This is a genomic window from Actinoplanes philippinensis, assembly GCF_900113015.1.
Taxonomy (GTDB): domain Bacteria; phylum Actinomycetota; class Actinomycetes; order Mycobacteriales; family Micromonosporaceae; genus Actinoplanes; species Actinoplanes philippinensis.
Genome location: NZ_FONV01000011.1, coordinates 25,883 through 44,119, shown reverse-complemented (window position 1 = coordinate 44,119; position 18,237 = coordinate 25,883). Strand labels below are relative to the sequence as shown.

Genomic DNA, 18,237 nt, shown 5'->3' with positions numbered 1-18,237 from the left:
GTGGACGCCTCTTGCGCGACGGCGGCACACGTAGCCGTACCGAATGAAGATCAGTAACCCGGCGGCGGGTCTCCCAGCGGAGGCCCGCCGCCTGGTTTTGTCAGTTGTCCGCCGACAGGCGGCGGCGCAGATAGCGGGCGGACGCCGCGGAGACCTGCCCGCAGACCGCCGTGCTGATCAGCGAGCTGCGGTGCCGGACGCGGCCGTCCTCGTTCTCGGTGAGCAGGTGGGCGTGGACCAGGTGGTCGACGCAGGCCAGCAGCTCGGGCATCGGGTATCCGGTGAGCGTCGACAGCTCGCCGACGCTGAGCGGCCCGAGGACCGCGCAGAGCCGCAGGATCTCCCACGACGGGTCCGGCATCCAGCGGGTGCGCTGGCGGGCGATCTGCATGGCCACCGCATGGGACACCTCGGTCGGCTTGAGAGCCACGCTGACCAGGGCGGGGATGCCGCCGGTGAGGTCCGCGAGGTCCGTGACGCCGAGCACGCCGAGATCCTCGTCGGTGAGCGGCTCGAGGCGCAGCACGACGGGCGAGCCGAGGCCGGAGAGCGGGCGTTCGGCGATCTCCGACGGATAGCAGTAGGTGAGCACGATCCGCAGCGCCGGGCAGTGCCGGCCGAGCCAGGACAGCTCGGCGACGCTGGCGGCGTCCAGGTCGGCGGCGTCGTCGATGGCGACGAAAATCGGTTCCGGGCCGTCCAGCGCGGTGCCGATCCGTTCCAGGTCGGGGCGCAGCAGCGGCTGCTCCGGGCCGGCCGCGTCGACCACCGCGAGCACCTCGGCGGGTGCGGCCAGGTCGGTGAGGGCGGTACGCAGCCAGGCGTGCCGCAGCACCCCGACCGACGACGCGCCGTGCCCGATGCCGACCCGGCCGGGCGCGTGCCGTTCCAGCTCGGCGAGGAAGGCGGACTTGCCGGAACCGGACGGGCCGACGATGTGCACGACCGGCGGCGGGTCCGGCTCGACGAGCAGCCGCAGTTCGGTGATCCGGCCCAGGAAACGCTCCCGGGGTGGCTCGGGCAGCGGAAGCGGCGGCGCGGCGGCGGGCGCCGGCAGCTCGACCGGGGTGGTACGGGCCGCGAGCACCTCCCGCTGCAGGCGGACCAGCTCGGCCGACGGCGCCACGCCGAGTTCCTCGTCGAGCAGCTGCCGGCAGCGCTCGAAGATCCGCAGCGCGTCGTCCTGCCGTTCCATCGCGATCGCCGCGGTCATCGCCGCCCGGTATCCCGACTCCAGGAACGGGTTGAGCTCGATCGCCTCCTGGGCCAGCCGCAACGACCGTGCCGGGTCCCCGGCCAGCGTCGCCGCGGCGTGCTGCAGCAGCGCGTTCACGGCCGCGACCTGCACCTCGGTGCGGACCGGCTCGGCCCATTCGGCGTACGGGTCCTCCGGGAACGGCAGCTGCCGGGCCAGGGCGAGGATGTCGGCGTGCACGGCCAGGCGTTCGGGGGAGCCCGGCGTGGGCGCATCCAGCCGCCGGATCAGCGTCCGCAGGTCGGCCAGGTCGAGCGCGGCCCGGCTGGTGTCGAAAAGGTAGCCGCCGCTGCGGGTGACGATGAACCAGTTCGCCGAGGAGCCGTCCGGCTGCAGCCGTCGCCGGATCACCGAGACGTAGTGCTCCAGCGCGGCCACGTGGTTGCCGGGCAGGTCGTCGCCCCACACCGAGTCGGCGAGCGCGTCCTTCGACTGGATCCGGTCGTGCCGCGCGGCCAGCACCGCCAGCACCTGACGGGCGCGGCGGGGCAGCTCTCCGGCGGGCAACGGCTCACCGGAATCGCCGATGACGGTCAGCTGCCCGAGCACGCTGACGCGCATGTGGCCTCCTCGTGGGTTCTTCCGAGGACGTTTCGGCGTACGGCGGCATCGGGTTGAGGCTTTCCACAGGATTACCAAAGCCCCTGCTCCTAGCTTCGCTGCCGACCGATGGACGCGACGTACTAGGGAGTTCGATGACACGGGGAAGCCTGAGCCGACGGGACCTGCTCAAAGGCGCGATCGCCCTCGGCGGTGGCGGCCTGGTCATCGCGGCCGGCGGTGGTGCGGTGATCGCCCAGTCGAGCAGCCTGGCCTCGAAGAACACGCCCACGCCGTACACCAACATGTTCCGCCGGCCGCCGGTGCTGATGCCGTACGAGGAGGGCGTCGACGACCAGGGGCCGTTCCAGAAGTACCGGCTCACCCAGAAGTTCGGGCAGGCCAGCCTGGTGCCCGGCCTGACCACCACGATCGCCGGTTACAACGGGATCTTCCCCGGGCCGACCATCCGGGTCCCCCGGGGCACCCGCTCCGAGGTGCGGATCAAGAACTCGCTGACCGTCAACCGGATCAACGGCCAGCCGTTCAGCACGGTCACCCACCTGCACGGGTCGGCGTCGCTGCCGCAGTACGACGGGTACGCCAACGACCACACCCTCCCGGGCCAGTGCAAGACGTACAAGTACCCGAACTGGCAGCCGGCCCGGACCCTCTGGTACCACGACCACAACCACCGGACCACGGCCGTGAACGCCTACTCCGGGCTGGCCGCGCAGTATCACCTGACCGACCGGTACGAGGCCGCGCAGCTGCCGCAGGGCCAGTACGACGTGCCGATCGTGGTCAGCGACATCGCGTTCAAGTCGGACGGCTCGGTCGCGTTCAGCGACGACGCCAACTCCGGCTTCATGGGTGACGTGATCATGGTGAACGGCGTGCCGTGGCCGAAGATGCGGGTCAAGCCGCGGGTCTACCGGTTCCGGTTCCTGGTGTCGTCGATCTCCCGTTCGTACCGGTTCCGGCTCAGCACCGGCGACCCGTTCTACGTCGTCGGCACCGACGGCGGCATGGTGCCCAAGGTGAACGCGGTCGAGTCGTGGCGGCAGGGCGCCGCCGAGCGGTACGAGGTGCTGATCGACTTCCGGAAGTACAAGGTCGGCCAGAAGATCGAACTGCGGAACCTCAGCAACAAGAACAACGAGGACTTCGGCAACACCGACAAGGTGATGCAGTTCGAGGTGGTCGCCGACTCGGGGGCGCCGGACACGTACGTGATCCCGACGACCCTGGACATCGGGCCGGTACCGTGGACGAACCGGGGCGCGCTCGACCCGATGAAGCTGAAGCCGGAGATGGCGGTGGCCCGCCGGACCGTACGGGTGCAGCGCAAGCACGGCATCTGGACCGTCAACGGGGAGACCTGGGACGACGTCGAGAAGAGCGACTTCAAGCGGGTGCTCGGCAACCCGAAGCCGTACGACGTGGAGATCTGGGATCTGGTGAACGAGTCGGGCGGCTGGTTCCACCCGGTGCACATCCACCTGATCGACGGTCAGCTGTTCTCCCGCAACAACACGTCGGGCAACAAGCCGTACGCCTGGGAGGGCGGTCCGAAGGACGTCTTCTACCTGGGCGAAAACGAGACGGCGTCGGTGCTCATGCAGTTCACCACCGGTGACGGCAACGACGGCGGCCGCTACATGCTGCACTGCCACAACCTGGTGCACGAGGACAGCGACATGATGATCCAGTTCGCGGTCGGCGACATGATGAACAACGACCCGATCCACGCCGACCCGGCGTACCCCGACGACTCGCCCGAGATGCCGGTCGTGTACGCGCCGAGCTACCCGCTGGGCAGCTGATGCGGAGGGTTCTCGCCGGACTGCTGGTGGCCGCCGTGGGTGTCGCGTGGTACGCGTATCCCGCGGCGGAGCCGCCCACCCCGGTCGCGCACGTCGTCACCGGGGACAAGGGTGACGCCCTGGCCAGCACCTCCTTCGACGGCCCGATGGTCCGCCGGCGGGTGGCCATCGCGATCCACCCGGCGCCCGGCGCGGACCGGGCCGCGGTCGCCGCGGAGCTGCGGGCGCTGGCCGCCGACGCGAAGCTCGGCTCGCTGACCGACGCCTCGTTCGCGGTCTTCTCCGAGGACATGCTGCAGTATCTGGTCCCGGAGATGACGTTCGTGCTGGACGAGGGCGCGCGGGTCTACGACGCCGAGGCGTTCATGCGCGACCACCAGCCGGCCAGTGTCGCGTTCTACCTGGTCCAGCCGGTGCTCGTGCACGACCTGACGTTCTGCGTGATCCCGCCCGCCGGGGTGGCGCCGGAGCAGGTGGCGCAGCGGCAGGACGCCGAGGGCGTGCTCGGCGACTCGTTGAACCGCTACGTCACCGACGTGCAGCCGGACGGGGTGACGGTCCACTACTTCGGGGCGGTGCTCGGCGACGATCTGATCACCGCGGTACGGGACTCGATGGGCCGGGCCGCCGGGGTGCCACCCGACCAGGTGCACGTCACGGCGACGCTGACCGGTCCCGGAGTCGACCTGTCGCACGGCGCACCGGATCTGTCGGACGGACCGCACGGACACTGATCTCACGGCAAGGCCCCCCTCTCCGGAGGGGGGCTTTCTGCTTTTCAGGATCTCTTCAGCTCGACCACTGGTGGCTGCCACAACATATGCCGAAATAGCCCACCTAAACGGGCATTCGCACTCTTCGGATGAGGTCCCCCCTTGCGTAGAGTCTGGTCCGCCGCCGCGCTCGGTGCGCTGCTCGCCACCACTGTCATGGTCGTTCCCGCCCAGGCCGCCCCGATCGGCCAGGGCTTCACGATCACCGAGGCCGATCTGTCGTACATCCTCCAGCAGATCAAGATCGCTGAGGCGCACGTCGCCGGCACCACCAGCGAGACCGGTCCCTGCGGAGCCCTCCTGGACCAGCTCGGCAGCCCGCTGCTGTCGATGGGCCTGCGCACGGTCGACGGAACCTGCAACCACCTCACGCCCGGGCAGGAGAGCCACGGCGCGGCCGACCGGGAGTTCCCGCGACTCGTGCCCGCCCAGTACACCGGCGTCTACCAGGGCGCCCGTCCGGTCGACGCGACACCGCGGCAGATCAGCAACATCATCGCCGACCAGACCGCGGCCAACCCCGCGGCGGTCGCGGTCTCCGGCGGCAACACCGACGGCGTCACCCTGTTCATCCCGAACGTCACCACCGACTTCGGGCTGTCCGCGCCGTACAACTCGTGGTTCACGCTCTTCGGGCAGTTCTTCGACCACGGCGTCGACCAGACGGTCAAGGGCAACGACATCGTCATGGTGCCGCTGCGCGCCGACGACCCGCTGGTCGCCGGACCGGACCGGCTCACCGGCACCGCCGACGACCCCCGGCCGGGCGACCCGAAATACGTCCCGCCGGCCATGCGGTTCATGATGCTCACCCGGGCGAAGAACCCGTCGAAGAACACCGACACGCCGTACGTCGACAACTCGCAGACCTACACGTCGCATGCCGCCCACCAGGTGTTCCTCCGCGAGTACGCACCGAACGCCGAAGCCACCGGCAACCTGCTCTCCGGGGCGGCCGGCGGTCTGCCCACCTGGGCCGACGTCAAGCGGCAGGCACGTGAGGCGCTCGGCCTGGAGCTGGGCGACCTGGACGCGCTGAACGTGCCGATGATCCTCGCCGACGCGTACGGCAACTTCGTCCCCGGCCCGGCCCGTGGCCTCCCGCAGTACGTCACCGCGACCGGCCTGGTCGAGGGCGACCTGGTGAATCCGGTGAAGGTGCCCGCGAACGTGGTGTACTTCGACACCCCGTTCCTCACCGACATCGCCCACAACGCCACGCCGTCCAAAACCCTCGTCCCGGACGCCGACACGGTCGCCAGCGCGGACTTCGCGGCGCAGCCGGCCGGCACCTACGACGACGAGATGCTGGCCGCCCACTACATCGCCGGTGACGGCCGGGCCAACGAGAACATCGGGCTCACCGCCGTGCACCAGATCTTCCACTCCGAGCACAACCGGCTGGTCAGCGACATCACGCGGATCATCGGGGGCAACACCGAGTGGACCGGCGAGCGGATCTTCCAGGCCGCCAAGTTCATCAACGAGATGGAGTACCAGCACCTCGTCTTCGAGGAGTTCGCCCGCAAGATCCAGCCAGCGATCAACCCGTTCCAGCCGGCCGCCTTCACCCAGGCCGAGCTCGACCCGGCGATCTACGCCGAGTTCGCGCACGCCGTCTACCGGTTCGGCCACTCGATGCTCGACGAGACCATCCAGCGGCCCAACGCCGGCAACCTCTCGCTGCTCGACGGTTTCCTCAACCCGCCCGCCTTCACCAACGGCGGCACCCTGTCCCCGGAGGCGGCGGCCGGCGAGATCGTCATGGGCATGACCGAGCAGGTCGGCAACGACCTCGACGAGTTCATGACCGACACGCTGCGCAACAACCTGCTGGGGCTCCCGATGGACCTCGGCGCGATCAACATCGCCCGCGGCCGTTCCGAGGGCGTCCCGACGCTGAACAACCTGCGCCGGGCGCTGTACACCAGGAGCAACGACGGCCGGCTGCGGCCATACGTCAGCTGGGTCGACTTCGGTGAGAACCTCAAGCACCCGGAGTCGCTGGTCAACTTCGTGGCGGCGTACGGCAAGCACCCGTCCGTGGCCGGCGCCACCACCGTGGACGCCAAGCGGGCCGCGGCACGCGCCCTGCTCGAGACCCCGGCCGGCGCCGACTTCCTCAACGCCACCGGCGCCTGGACCACGGCCAACTCCGGGCTCGACGACATCGACCTGTGGATCGGCGGGCTCGCCGAGACCACCGAGCCGTTCGGCGGGCTCCTCGGCAGCACCTTCGACTACGTCTTCGAGAGCCAGCTCACCGCCCTGCAGAACGGCGACCGGCTGTACTACCTGGCCCGTACGCCCGGCATGAACCTGCGCAGCCAGCTCGAGGGCAACACGTTCGCCGAGCTGATCAGCCGCAACACCACGGCCGGCGGACTGCGCGCCGACGTCTTCGCCACCGCCGACTGCAAATTCGACATGGCCACGCTCAACGGCACCGCCGAGGGGTACGGCCGGCAGGGCAACCTGGTCGACGACGACCCGGCCAGCGAGTGCGACGAGCGCGCCCTGCTGCTGCGCCTGCCCGACGGGACCATCGCGTACCGGGCTCGCAACAGTGTCGACAAGGCCGGCATGAACGCGCAGTCCGTCTACACCGGAACCGAGAACCGCGACCGGATCCGCGCCGGCAACGACAACGACACCATCTGGGGCGCCGAGGGCGACGACGTGCTCGAAGGCGGCGCCGGCGACGACGTCACGGTCGGCGGCGAGGGCGACGACATCCTCACCGACTCCGGCGGCGCCGACTTCTCGATGGGCGGCCCCGGCAACGACGCCATCGACGCCGGCCCCGGCCTCGACATCATCCTCGGCGGTGACGGCCGCGACTTCACCAACGGCGGCGCCAACGCCAACGAGACCTTCGGCGGCGAGGGCGACGACATGATCATCGCCGGCGACGGCGAGGACAGCGCGCTCGGCGACTCCGGCGACGACTGGATGGAGGGCGGCGACTCACCCGACCTGCTCTCCGGCGACAGCGGCAACCTGTTCTTCCGCGACGACTCCAACAAACCCGGCCACGACGTGCTGATCGGCCAGGGCGGCGACGACGACTACGACATGGAGGGCGGCGACGACATCGGGGTCCAGGGCCCCGGCATCGAGAAGAACGCCGGCGGCTCCGGCTGGGACTGGTCCATCGCCGGCGCCGAGACCGTCGACTCCGACCTCCAACTGCCGCTCCTCGGCCTCGACGGCCTGCAGACCGGCGTCCGCGACCGCTACGACGAGGTGGAATCCCTCTCCGGCGGCAACGGCAACGACATCCTGCGCGGCGACGACACGGTCCCGGCCACCGACGGCGCGATCGGCTGCGACGCCCTCGACGCCACCGGCATCGCCCGCATCCACGGCCTCGACCAGGTGGTCACCGAGCTGCCGATGCCGGCGAGCGGCGTGGTCAACCGGACCGGCCGGCCCTGCGACCTCACCGGCAACGTCTGGGGCGAGGGCAACATCCTGCTCGGCGGCGCCGGCGACGACCTCATCGAGGGCCGTCTCGGCAACGACATCATCGACGGTGATCGCTACCTGACGGTCCGGCTCGCGGTCCGGGGCACCTCGATCACCGCGTCGTCGCTCACCGAGCTCCGCGCCGACGTCTTCGCCGGCAAGATCAACCCCAATGACATCATCGTGGTACGGGAGATCGCGTCCGCACCCACGCCGGGCCGGGACACGGCCGTCTTCGCCGGAGCCCGCGCCGAGTACGCGGTCACCCCGATCTCCGGTGGCGTGCTCGTCTCCGGCCCCGACGGCAACGACATCGTCCGTAACGTCGAGCTGCTGCACTTCGACGACCAGACCGTGGACATCAGCGGGATGTCGGCGTTCCTCGGCGTCAGCGCGTTCGCCGGCGACGGCCGGGCCACCGTCCTGATCACCGTGCCCGACGCCACCGGGGCCGACCCGGTCACCGCCCTCACCCTGGAGCGCACCGGCGCCGGCGAGACCGTCGTGACCACCCTCGACCCGAACACCCGCAGCCTCGTCGTCACCGGCCTCACCAACGGCGCCGGCTACACGTTCCGGCTCCGCGCCGACACCGCCGCCGGTCCGGGCGTCTTCACCGCCCCGTTCGGCCCGGTCACCCCCGCCGCGGCCGTACCGGGCGACGACGGCCCCGCCGAGCCCGGCGACGGCGGCCCGGCCGAGCCCGGCGAGAACGAGGAACCCGCCCCGAACCCCGTCCCCACGACCACCCCTCCGGTCGTCACCCCGACCACTCCGCCGGTGGTCACGCCGACCACTCCGCCGGTGGTCACGCCGACCACTCCGCCGGTGGTCACGCCGACCACTCCGCCGGTGGTCACGCCGACCACGGCCCCGCCCGTCACGCCACCGCGGCCGGTGACTCCGGTCGCCCCGGACGCGCCCGGCATCGGCGCCGCCACCGCCGGCGATGAAAGCGCCCTGGTCCGCTGGACGACCCCGCTCCACGACGGCGGAACCCCGATCTACGGGTACGAGATCCAGGCGCTCGACGCGGAGACCGGCATCGTCGTCGGTGTCGACGTGGCCGACGCCGGAACCACCGAGCTGACCCTGACCGGTCTGACCAACGGTGTGGGCTACGCCTTCTGGGTCCGGGCCGTGAACGCGGCCGGCGCCAGCGCCTTCTCCGGCATCTCCAACACGGTCACGCCGGCTGTCCCGGCCGGCCCTGGTACAGGTAACCCCGGCACCGGCCCGGGAACCGGTAACCCCGGGACCGATCCTGGTACGGGTAACCCTGGTACCGATCCTGGTACCGGCAATCCCGGTACCGGCCCCGGAACCGGTAACCCTGGTACCGGTAACCCCGGCAGCACCGTGCCCGCCACGCCGACCCCGACCGTCTCGGTCACGCCGACCGGATCGCCTGCGCCGACCGGTTCGGTGACACCCCGTCCGACGGGCTCGCCGACCGCGACGCCCAGCCCGACCGGCAGCACCTCGCCCACCCCCGGCGACCCCGGTTCCACACCGGACGCCCGGACCGTGCCCGGCGCCGCCCGCATCGGAACCCCGGCCCCCGCGGCCGCCGCCGTGGTGGTCCGCTGGACGGCTCCCGCCGACAACGGGGGCAGCCCGATCCAGCGCTACGAGATCCAGGTGCTGACCGGCAACGGACGCCAGGTGGGCGACCTGCGGACCGCCCCGGCCGGAGCCGCCGTGCAGACGGTGAACGGGCTGGCCGACGGCACTCTATACCGCTTCCGGGTTCGGGCGGTCAACGCCCTCGGCGCCGGCTCGTGGTCCGCCACCAGCACGACGGTGACGCCCCGGACCGTACCGGGCAAGGTCCGCACCCTGACCGCCAAGCCCGGCGCCAAGGGTGGCAAGCTCACCACGACCGTCCGCTGGACCGCTCCCGCCACCACCGGCGGCTCGAAGATCACCGGCTACCGGATCACCTGGCAGCGCCTGAACGCCAAGGGAACCGCCCGCGGCACGGCCCTCGTGACAACCGTCGCCGCCGGCGCCAGGACGGCAAGCTTCACCGCCCCCGGTGACGTCCCGGCCAACACCCGCTACCGGGTGACGGTCCAGGCCGTCAACGGGGCAGGCGCCGCCCCCGGATCAGCGGTGACCACAACGATCCGCTGACCCCGAAACCGCTGACCCACTGATGCGCTGACCCACGGAAATCAGGTGCCGCCGCCCCGCACGGGACGGCGGCACCTGCTGTTGGGCCTTACGCCTACGCTGACGGCGGGACATGGCTCACGAGAGGCTGGGCGGCGATGGCTAATCCCCGGAAACGTTCCCGTATCCATCCATATCGTCCACCTGTCGAATCTGTCCGGAAATCCTCACCGGCTCCACGCCGAGCGGCCACCGACCCGATCCCGGCCGGCTCCGAAACGGGGATGACAACGCCCGGCCCCCAAGCGGGGAGTACGGCGGCCGGCGTCGATGCGGGCAGAACAGCGCTGGGCTCCGAAGCGGGGAGTGCGGCGGCCGAGATGAGCCTGGAGTGGACGCGGCCGGAAGCGAAGATCACCGCGCGCGAACTGCTGGCCGTCGGATCCGGGCTGCTCCTGCTGCTGTTCCTGATCAAGATCTACGGGGTGGGCCGGTATTCGCTGACCACCACGACGGCCCTGCTCGCCGCGACCCCGGTGCAGGTGGCGCTGGGCACGGTGACGATCTACGCCTACTTCGTGCTTCCCGCGATCGCCCTCGGCACGCTGTGGTTCGGCATCCGGTACCGTGCCCGGCTCCAGCCCGCCCTGTGGCCACTGATCCTGATCATCTCGACCGTGACGGCGCTGGCCTCGCCGTACAAGTATCTGCTGAACGGCCTGGCCGTGGTGCTGGCCGCCCTGTGCGTGGAGTTCGCCCTCGCGCGCCTGCGCCGCCGGTGGTCGGGCTCTGCCGACGAGCGTCTGAGCCGCCGCCATCACACGCTGGCCTCCTGGCAGGGCCTGTCGGTCGTCTATCTGGGCGCCGCCGCGCTGGCCTTCCAGTTCATGCACAGTCTGGACGCCCCGTGGGTGTCGGCTCAGGCGTTCCTGCTGAACGGCTCCGCGGTGACCACCACCCAGAACCTTCAGGACGGCGTCAACCGGCTGGAGGTGGGAACGGAGAGCCGTTTCGTGGGCTATCCGATCGCCGAGACCGACGAGTGGCTGACCGTCCTGCACGCCGACACCCGGTACGTGATGCGGATCCCGCAGTCCGCCGTGGACACCCGCCTGACCTGCCACAACGAGGATGACCAGCTGGCCGGCGACCAGCCTCTGCTGGAGTACCTGAAGGGCAACACCTACAGCTCGCCGAACCTGGACTGCCGTGAGGTCCTGCGCTACCTGGCGGGCAGAGCCCCGCGCAACTGACGGTCCGGCGGGGGCGGTAGGCGGACCACCGCATACGCCCGGCGGCCGCTGTGGAGGCCGGGACTGCCGCCCGCGTCGCGCGGTGGGCCCGGGGCGGTCACGATTTTCGGGGAGTTGCGGACCGTACGAGAAAAGGGCCGGAAGAAAAGGATCTCCCGGCCCTGATCGCGTGGTTTTCTACTCGGGGACGCGGCGGTAGGCGCCGTCACTGGCCGCGGTGGCCATCGAGGCGTAGGCGCGCAGCGCCGCCGACACCGGACGCTGACGGTTGACCGGCGTGTACGGCTTGGGCCGCCGCTCCTGCTCGTGCCGGCGCTGGGCCAGGACGTCGTCGTGCACGTTGAGGGTGATGCTGCGCCCCGGGATGTCGATGGTGATCTCGTCACCGGTCTCGACCAGGGCGATGAGCCCGCCGCCGGCCGCCTCGGGCGAGACGTGGCCGATGGAGAGGCCGGAGGTGCCGCCGGAGAACCGGCCGTCGGTGATCAGCGCGCAGGCTTTGCCCAGGCCGCGGCCCTTGAGGAACGACGTGGGGTAGAGCATCTCCTGCATGCCGGGGCCGCCGCGGGGACCCTCGTAGCGGATGATCACGACGTCGCCCTCGACGACCTCCTTGCCGAGGATGCCGGTGACCGCGTCGTCCTGCGACTCGTAGACGCGGGCCGGGCCGGTGAATTTCCAGATCGACTCGTCGACGCCGGCGGTCTTGACGACGCAGCCGTCGGGCGCGAGGTTGCCGAAGAGGATGGCCAGGCCGCCGTCGACCGTGTACGCGTGCTCGACCGACCGGATGCAGCCCTCGACGGCGTCGGTGTCGAGTTTCGCCCACCTGTTCTGCGTGCTGAACGGCTCGGTGGTGCGGACCCCGCCGGGCGCGGCGTGGAACAGCTCGAGAGCCTCGGGCGACGGCGAGGCGCCCCGGATGTCCCACCTGTCCAGCCAGGAGGACAGGTCGGGGGAGTGCACCGCGCGGACGTTCGTCTTGAGGACGCCGCCCCGGTGCAGCTCACCGAGCAGCGCCGGGATGCCGCCGGCCCGGTGCACGTCCTCCATGTGGTATTTCGGGCTGTTCGGCGCGACCTTCGACAGGCAGGGCACCCGGCGGGAGATCGCGTCGATGTCCGAGACGCTGAAGTCGAGCTCGGCCTCGCGGGCGGCGGCCAGCAGGTGCAGGATCGTGTTGGTCGACCCGCCCATCGCCACGTCCAGCGCGACCGCGTTCTCGAAGGCGTCCCGGCCGGCGATCGCGCGGGGCAGCACCGACTCGTCGTTGTTCTCGTAATACTCCTTGGCGATCTCCACGATCAGCCGGCCGGCCTCGGTGAAGAGCGCCTTGCGGGAGGCGTGGGTGGCGAGCGTCGAGCCGTTGCCGGGCAGCGACAGGCCGATCGCCTCGGTCAGGCAGTTCATCGAGTTGGCGGTGAACATGCCGGAGCACGAGCCGCAGGTCGGGCAGGCGGACCGCTCGATGGTCTCCAACTGGGCGTCGGTCACCTTGTCGTTGGCGGCGGCGCTCATCGCGTCGACCAGGTCGAGCTTCTCGTGGACGATGCCCTCGATGGCGATCGTCTTGCCGGCCTCCATCGGGCCGCCGGAGACGAAGACCGTCGGGATGTTGAGCCGCAGCGCGGCGAGCAGCATGCCCGGCGTGATCTTGTCGCAGTTCGAGATGCAGACCAGCGCGTCGGCGCAGTGCGCGTTCACCATGTACTCGACGGCGTCGGCGATCAGCTCGCGGCTGGGCAGCGAGTAGAGCATGCCGCCGTGGCCCATCGCGATGCCGTCGTCGACGGCGATCGTGTTGAACTCGCGGCCGACGCCACCGGCCTCGGCGATCGACTCGGCGACGAGGCCGCCGAGATCCTTGAGATGCACATGCCCGGGTACGAACTGGGTGTAGCTGTTGGCGATGGCGACGATCGGCTTGCCGAAGTCGTCGTCTGTCATGCCGGTGGCGCGCCACAGGGCGCGGGCACCGGCCATCGTTCGACCGTGGGTCGAGGTCCGGGAGCGCAGCTCAGGCATGCCACCCATAGTGCCACCGTCCGGGCCGCGGACCGTGCCGGACGTCCACAGCGCGGGACGCCGGGGGTGTCGTAATCCGAGAAGATCCGGCACAGTGTGTTCGTGCACTCACCGTCCGGTATGGAGCTGGCGGGCCTCGCGGGCCTGCTCGCCGCCGTCCCGGCGGTCGCCTACCTCGGCCGGTCCGGCCGCCGGCACACCGGCGCGGCCCGGCGGGCCCATCTCCTCCTGGCCGCCGGTGGCGCGGTGGCGACCGCCGCGGCGCTGGCCGGCCTGGTCACGGCGCTGCTGGCGGGTCATGACGGCGCTCCCGGGCACAGCCGCACGCTGGCCACCGCGGTCGCCGTCGGCATGGGCCTGGGCACGCTCACCCTGCTGGCCGGCACCGTGGCGCTGCCCGGTTCGGCCCGCAGCCCGGCCGCGGCGGTCCGGCACGTGCTGGACGGGCTGGTCATCGCGGCCGCCGTCTGGTTCGTCGGATGGGTGCTGATCAGCCGGCCGGCCCGGATCCTGGGCGACGCGACGCCGAACCGGTGCCTCGCCATCCTGCTGCCGGCCGTGCTCCTGGTCCTCGGGCTGGGCCTGACCGCGGTGCTGGCGCTGCACGCCCACCGGCCGCGGCGGCACACCGTCCGGGTGGCGGCCGGGGTGACGGTGGTCGCCGCCGCCGCGAACGTGCTGGCCATCGGGATCTGCCGGGAGCACGACGGGTACACGCTGGCCAGCGGCCTGCTGCTGACGGCCGGGCTGGCGTACGTGGCGTGGGCGGTGCGGGCCGCCGACCGGCCGGTCGAGGTGTCCGGGGACGTGCTGGAGCGCGGCGGGGCGTACGCGGTCGTCCCGATGCTCGCCATGATCGCCGCTCTGGGGTATCACCTGGCCCGGGGCGGCACGATGGACGTGTTCGGCTATCTGGGCTGCACCGTCGAGGGCCTGGCCCTGGTCTCCCGGCAGTACCTGGCGCTCGGCGACGTGCGCCGCTACACGCTGCGGCTGCGGCAGAGCGAGGCCCACTTCCGGGAGCTGGCGCACACCGACCCGCTGACCGGGCTGGCCAACCGGCGGGGCCTGCAACGGGCCCTGCGCGAGTCGGACCGGCCGGCCGCGCTGATCGGCATCGACATGGACGGCTTCAAGACCGTCAACGACCTGCGCGGGCACGACGTCGGCGACCGGGTGCTGGCCGAGGTGGGCGCCCGGCTGCGGCGCAACCTGCTGGCCGGGGACGTGGCGGCCCGGCTCGGCGGCGACGAGTTCGCGGTGCTGATGCACGGCGACGCGGACGAGGCCGTGCTCGCGGCACACCGGCTGCTGGCGGTGCTGGGGGAGCCGTACGAGGTCGACGGCGGCTCGATCTTCCTCTCCGCGAGCCTCGGCGTGGCCGCGACCGGTGAGCTGCTGCACGACGCGGATCTGGCGCTGCGCTACGCCAAACAGCGCGGCAAGAACCGGGTGGAGCGATACCAGCAGGGGTACGACGAGCTGCTGCGCCGCCGCGGCACGCTGACCGGTGAGCTGCGCCATGCCATCGACCGTCACCAGCTGCACCTCGTCTTCCAGCCGGTGGTGGCGCTGCCGTCGATGCGGCCGGTCGGCGCCGAGGCGCTGCTGCGCTGGACCCATCCGGAGCTGGGCCGGGTCGCGCCGGTCGAGTTCATCCCGGTGGCCGAGGAGTCGGGCCTGATCAACCGGATCGGCGCGTGGGTGCTGGAGCAGTCGGTCAAGCAGCTCGCCGAGTGGCGCTCGAAGGGCCACGACGTCTGGCTGTCGGTGAACCTGTCGCCCAAGGAGCTGCACAACTCCGACTACGCCGCCCAGGTCGCCGACGTGCTGGCCGAGTACGGCGTACCCCCGCAGCGCCTGGTGCTGGAGGTGACCGAGCACGCCGTCGCCACCGACATGGAGGAGCTGGTCGGCCGGCTGGCCGAGCTGCGGGAGACCGGTGTGCGGATCGCGCTGGACGACTTCGGCGCCGGGTATTCGTCGCTGACCCAGCTGCGGACCCTCCCGGTGGACATCCTGAAGATCGACCACGCGCTGGTTGCCGAGCCCGAGTCGCGGACCGGGACGGCGGCCCCGCTCGTCGACGTGGTGGTCCGGCTGGGCCACCGGCTCGGCCTGGAGGTGCTGGCCGAGGGGATCGGCACCCCGGCACAGCGGGAGATCGTCGAGGAGGCGGGCTGCCGGCTCGGTCAGGGCTCGCTGTTCGGCTGGGGTGTGCCGGCCGAGCACTTCGAGTCCCGGCTGCTGTCGCTGCGCTCGCCGGCCCCGCGCCCGGCCCCGGCGCCGAGGTCGTCGCCCCCGCAGAACGACGCGCCGGCCCGCAGCCAGGTGGTGCAGCTCGGACCGGGAATGCGGCAGGTCAGAGCGTTGCTGCCGAGCGATCCGGATTTCGTGGCGGCGACGAGTGATCAAAATGTGGGATCAGTTGACTCAGGCCGTGAGATCGGGCAAGGTTAGCCGCATGTGCTTCGCGTCCCGAGTACTTATCTGAGCGCACTCTCTGTTCGAAGAGAGTGCGCTAGGTCCCGTGCATCATGCACGAGGGCCTTTTTTGTTGCTCAAGTACTGGGACCGCTTACCGAAAAGGTCTGACTTGCCATGACTAGACCCACTCCTGAATCCCTCGCACACCGAGCCACTCCGGCCACCGTCGCTGCGGCCGTGAACACCGCTCCCGCCACCGTGGCCCCGGTAGCCACCACCGGCGCCGGCGCGCTCGTCCGGTCGCTCGAGGCGCTCGGGGTCGAGGTCGCGTTCGGCATTCCGGGTGGGGCGATCCTTCCGGCGTACGACCCGCTGTTCGACTCGAAGGTCCGGCACATCCTGGTGCGCCACGAGCAGGGCGCGGGGCACGCCGCCACGGGTTATGCGCAGGCCACCGGCAAGGTCGGCGTCTGCATCGCGACCAGCGGGCCGGGGGCCACCAACCTGGTCACGCCGATCGCCGACGCGTACATGGACTCGGTGCCGATCGTCGCGATCACCGGGCAGGTCGGCCGGCCGTACATCGGCACGGACGCCTTCCAGGAGGCCGACATCCAGGGCATCACCCTGCCGATCACCAAGCACAACTTCCTGGTGCAGAACGCCGAGGAGCTGCCCCGGATCCTGGCCGAGGCGTTCCACCTGGCGCTCACCGGCCGGCCCGGCCCGGTCCTGGTCGACATCCCGAAGGACGTGCTGCAGTCGCAGACCATGTTCCAGTGGCCGCCGACGCTGGACCTGCCCGGCTACCGGCCGACGCTGCACCCGCACGGCAAGCAGATCCGCGAGGCGGCCCGGCTGATCGCCGCGGCCAAGCGCCCGGTGCTGTACGTGGGCGGCGGCGTCCACAAGGCCGGCGCCACCGACGGGCTGCGCAAGCTGGCCGAGCTCACCGGCATCCCGGTGGTCACCACGCTGATGGGCATCGGCGCGTTCCCCGACTCGCACCCGCAGCACCTGGGCATGCCGGGCATGCACGGCACGGTCCCGGCCGTCTACGCGCTGCAGAAGTCGGACCTGCTGGTCACCCTGGGCGCCCGTTTCGACGACCGGGTCACCGGCAAGCTCGACTCGTTCGCGCCGGACGCCAAGGTGGTGCACGCCGACATCGACCCGGCCGAGATCGGCAAGAACCGGCACGCGGACGTCCCGATCGTGGGCGACGCCCGGCACGTGATCGACGAGCTGATCGCGGCGGTCTCCTCGTCCGCGGGCGGCACCGAGCAGTACGCCGCCTGGTGGGCCACCCTGAACGACATCCGGGAGCGCTACCCGCTGGGTTACGACGAGCCGACCGACGGCACGCTGGCCCCGCAGTACGTGATCGAGCGGATCGGCGAGATCGTCGGCCCGGACGCGATCTACTGCGCCGGCGTCGGCCAGCACCAGATGTGGGCGTCGCAGTTCATCAAGTACGAGAAGCCGGGCACCTGGCTCAACTCGGGCGGCGCCGGGACCATGGGTTACGCGGTCCCGGCCGCGATGGGCGCCAAGGTCGCGCAGCCGGGCACCACGGTGTGGGCGATCGACGGCGACGGCTGCTTCCAGATGACCAACCAGGAACTGGCCACCTGCGCGCTGGAGGGCATCCCGATCAAGGTCGCCGTGATCAACAACGGCAACCTGGGCATGGTCCGGCAGTGGCAGACCCTGTTCTACGACGGCCGCTACTCCAACACCGAGCTGGGCACCCACAAGCACCGCATCCCGGACTTCGTGAAGCTGGCCGAGGCGCTCGGCTGCATCGGCCTGCGCTGCGAGTCGAAGGACGACGTCGACAAGGTCATCAAGCAGGCCATGGAGATCAACGACGCCCCGGTGGTCATCGACTTCACGGTCGGCAAGGACGCCATGGTGTGGCCGATGGTCCCGGCCGGCACCAGCAACGACGAGATCATGTTCGCCCGGGACGTGCGTCCCACCTTCGACGAGGACGACCTCTGATGACGAACAAGCACACGCTGAGCGTGCTGGTCGAGAACAAGCCCGGTGTGCTCGCCCGGGTGAGCGGGCTGTTCTCCCGGCGCAGCTTCAACATCGACTCCCTGGCGGTCGGCGAGACGGAGAACCCGGACGTCAGCCGCATCACGATCGTGGTCAACGCGGACTCGTCCCCGTTGGAACAGGTCACCAAGCAGCTCAACAAGCTGGTCAACGTCCTGAAGATCGTGGAGCTGGACCCGTCCCAATCGGTCCAGCGCGAGCTCCTGCTGGTCAAGGTGCGTGCCGATCGGGCGCAGCGCGGCCAGGTGCTCGAGACCGTCGAGCTGTTCCGGGCGAGAGTGATCGACGTCGCTCCGGACACCCTGACGATCGAGGCCACCGGTAATCCCGACAAACTGGATGCGTTGCTGCGCGACCTCGAGCCGTACGGCATCAAGGAGATGGTCCAGTCGGGCCTCGTGGCCATCGGCCGCGGATCCCGGTCCATCACCACGGGCCCGGCGCTCCGCGCCGCCTGACCGTCCAACCGCCCCGCCCGCCGCCCGTAAAAA

General features: G+C 70.9%; 9 protein-coding genes. 7 read left to right on the top strand and 2 right to left on the bottom strand.

Going from position 1 to position 18,237, the window contains the following annotated elements:
• Positions 1 to 100: 100 nt before the first annotated feature.
• Complete coding sequence (locus BM290_RS28450) at positions 101 to 1,816, bottom strand: AfsR/SARP family transcriptional regulator (RefSeq protein WP_093618985.1); 1,716 nt, start codon at positions 1,814 to 1,816, stop codon at positions 101 to 103.
• Between the two features lie 134 nt (positions 1,817 to 1,950).
• Between BM290_RS28450 and BM290_RS28445 the strand changes: the two genes are divergently transcribed.
• The 4 genes from BM290_RS28445 (at position 1,951) to BM290_RS28430 (ending at position 11,230) form a co-directional block, all read left to right on the top strand.
• A complete protein-coding gene (locus BM290_RS28445; protein WP_093618984.1) occupies positions 1,951 to 3,621 on the top strand; it encodes a multicopper oxidase family protein in 1,671 nt (556 codons plus the stop codon).
• Positions 3,621 to 4,355 carry a hypothetical protein gene (locus BM290_RS28440; protein ID WP_093618983.1) on the top strand — a complete coding sequence of 245 codons (735 nt, stop codon included), beginning with the start codon at positions 3,621 to 3,623 and terminating at the stop codon, positions 4,353 to 4,355. The genes BM290_RS28445 and BM290_RS28440 overlap by 1 nt, the downstream gene beginning before the upstream one ends.
• A 141-nt stretch (positions 4,356 to 4,496) precedes the next feature.
• Positions 4,497 to 9,998 (top strand): peroxidase family protein, encoded by a 5,502-nt coding sequence (locus BM290_RS28435; protein WP_143133992.1) that lies wholly within the window; start codon positions 4,497 to 4,499, stop codon positions 9,996 to 9,998.
• Positions 9,999 to 10,357: 359 nt separating this feature from the next.
• Positions 10,358 to 11,230 carry a hypothetical protein gene (locus tag BM290_RS28430; protein WP_093618981.1) on the top strand — a complete coding sequence of 291 codons (873 nt, stop codon included), beginning with the start codon at positions 10,358 to 10,360 and terminating at the stop codon, positions 11,228 to 11,230.
• 177 nt (positions 11,231 to 11,407) lie between these two features.
• Here BM290_RS28430 and ilvD read toward each other — a convergent pair whose 3' ends face one another.
• Positions 11,408 to 13,255: a dihydroxy-acid dehydratase gene (ilvD, locus tag BM290_RS28425; RefSeq protein WP_093618980.1), complete on the bottom strand. Its 1,848-nt coding sequence runs from the start codon at positions 13,253 to 13,255 to the stop codon at positions 11,408 to 11,410.
• A gap of 102 nt (positions 13,256 to 13,357) precedes the next feature.
• Here ilvD and BM290_RS28420 point away from each other — a divergent pair, with 102 nt between their 5' ends.
• The 3 genes from BM290_RS28420 (at position 13,358) to ilvN (ending at position 18,204) form a co-directional block, all read left to right on the top strand.
• The gene (locus tag BM290_RS28420) at positions 13,358 to 15,715 is read left to right on the top strand and encodes a putative bifunctional diguanylate cyclase/phosphodiesterase (RefSeq protein WP_373871089.1); all 2,358 of its coding nucleotides are present in this window, start codon (positions 13,358 to 13,360) and stop codon (positions 15,713 to 15,715) included.
• Positions 15,716 to 15,856: 141 nt separating this feature from the next.
• On the top strand, positions 15,857 to 17,686 hold the full coding sequence (locus BM290_RS28415; RefSeq protein ID WP_093618978.1) for an acetolactate synthase large subunit: 1,830 nt from the start codon (positions 15,857 to 15,859) through the stop codon (positions 17,684 to 17,686).
• Entirely contained in the window at positions 17,686 to 18,204 is a 519-nt protein-coding gene (ilvN, locus tag BM290_RS28410) for an acetolactate synthase small subunit (protein ID WP_093618977.1), read from the top strand. Before BM290_RS28415 ends, ilvN begins: the two co-directional genes overlap by 1 nt.
• Positions 18,205 to 18,237: the final 33 nt, after the last annotated feature.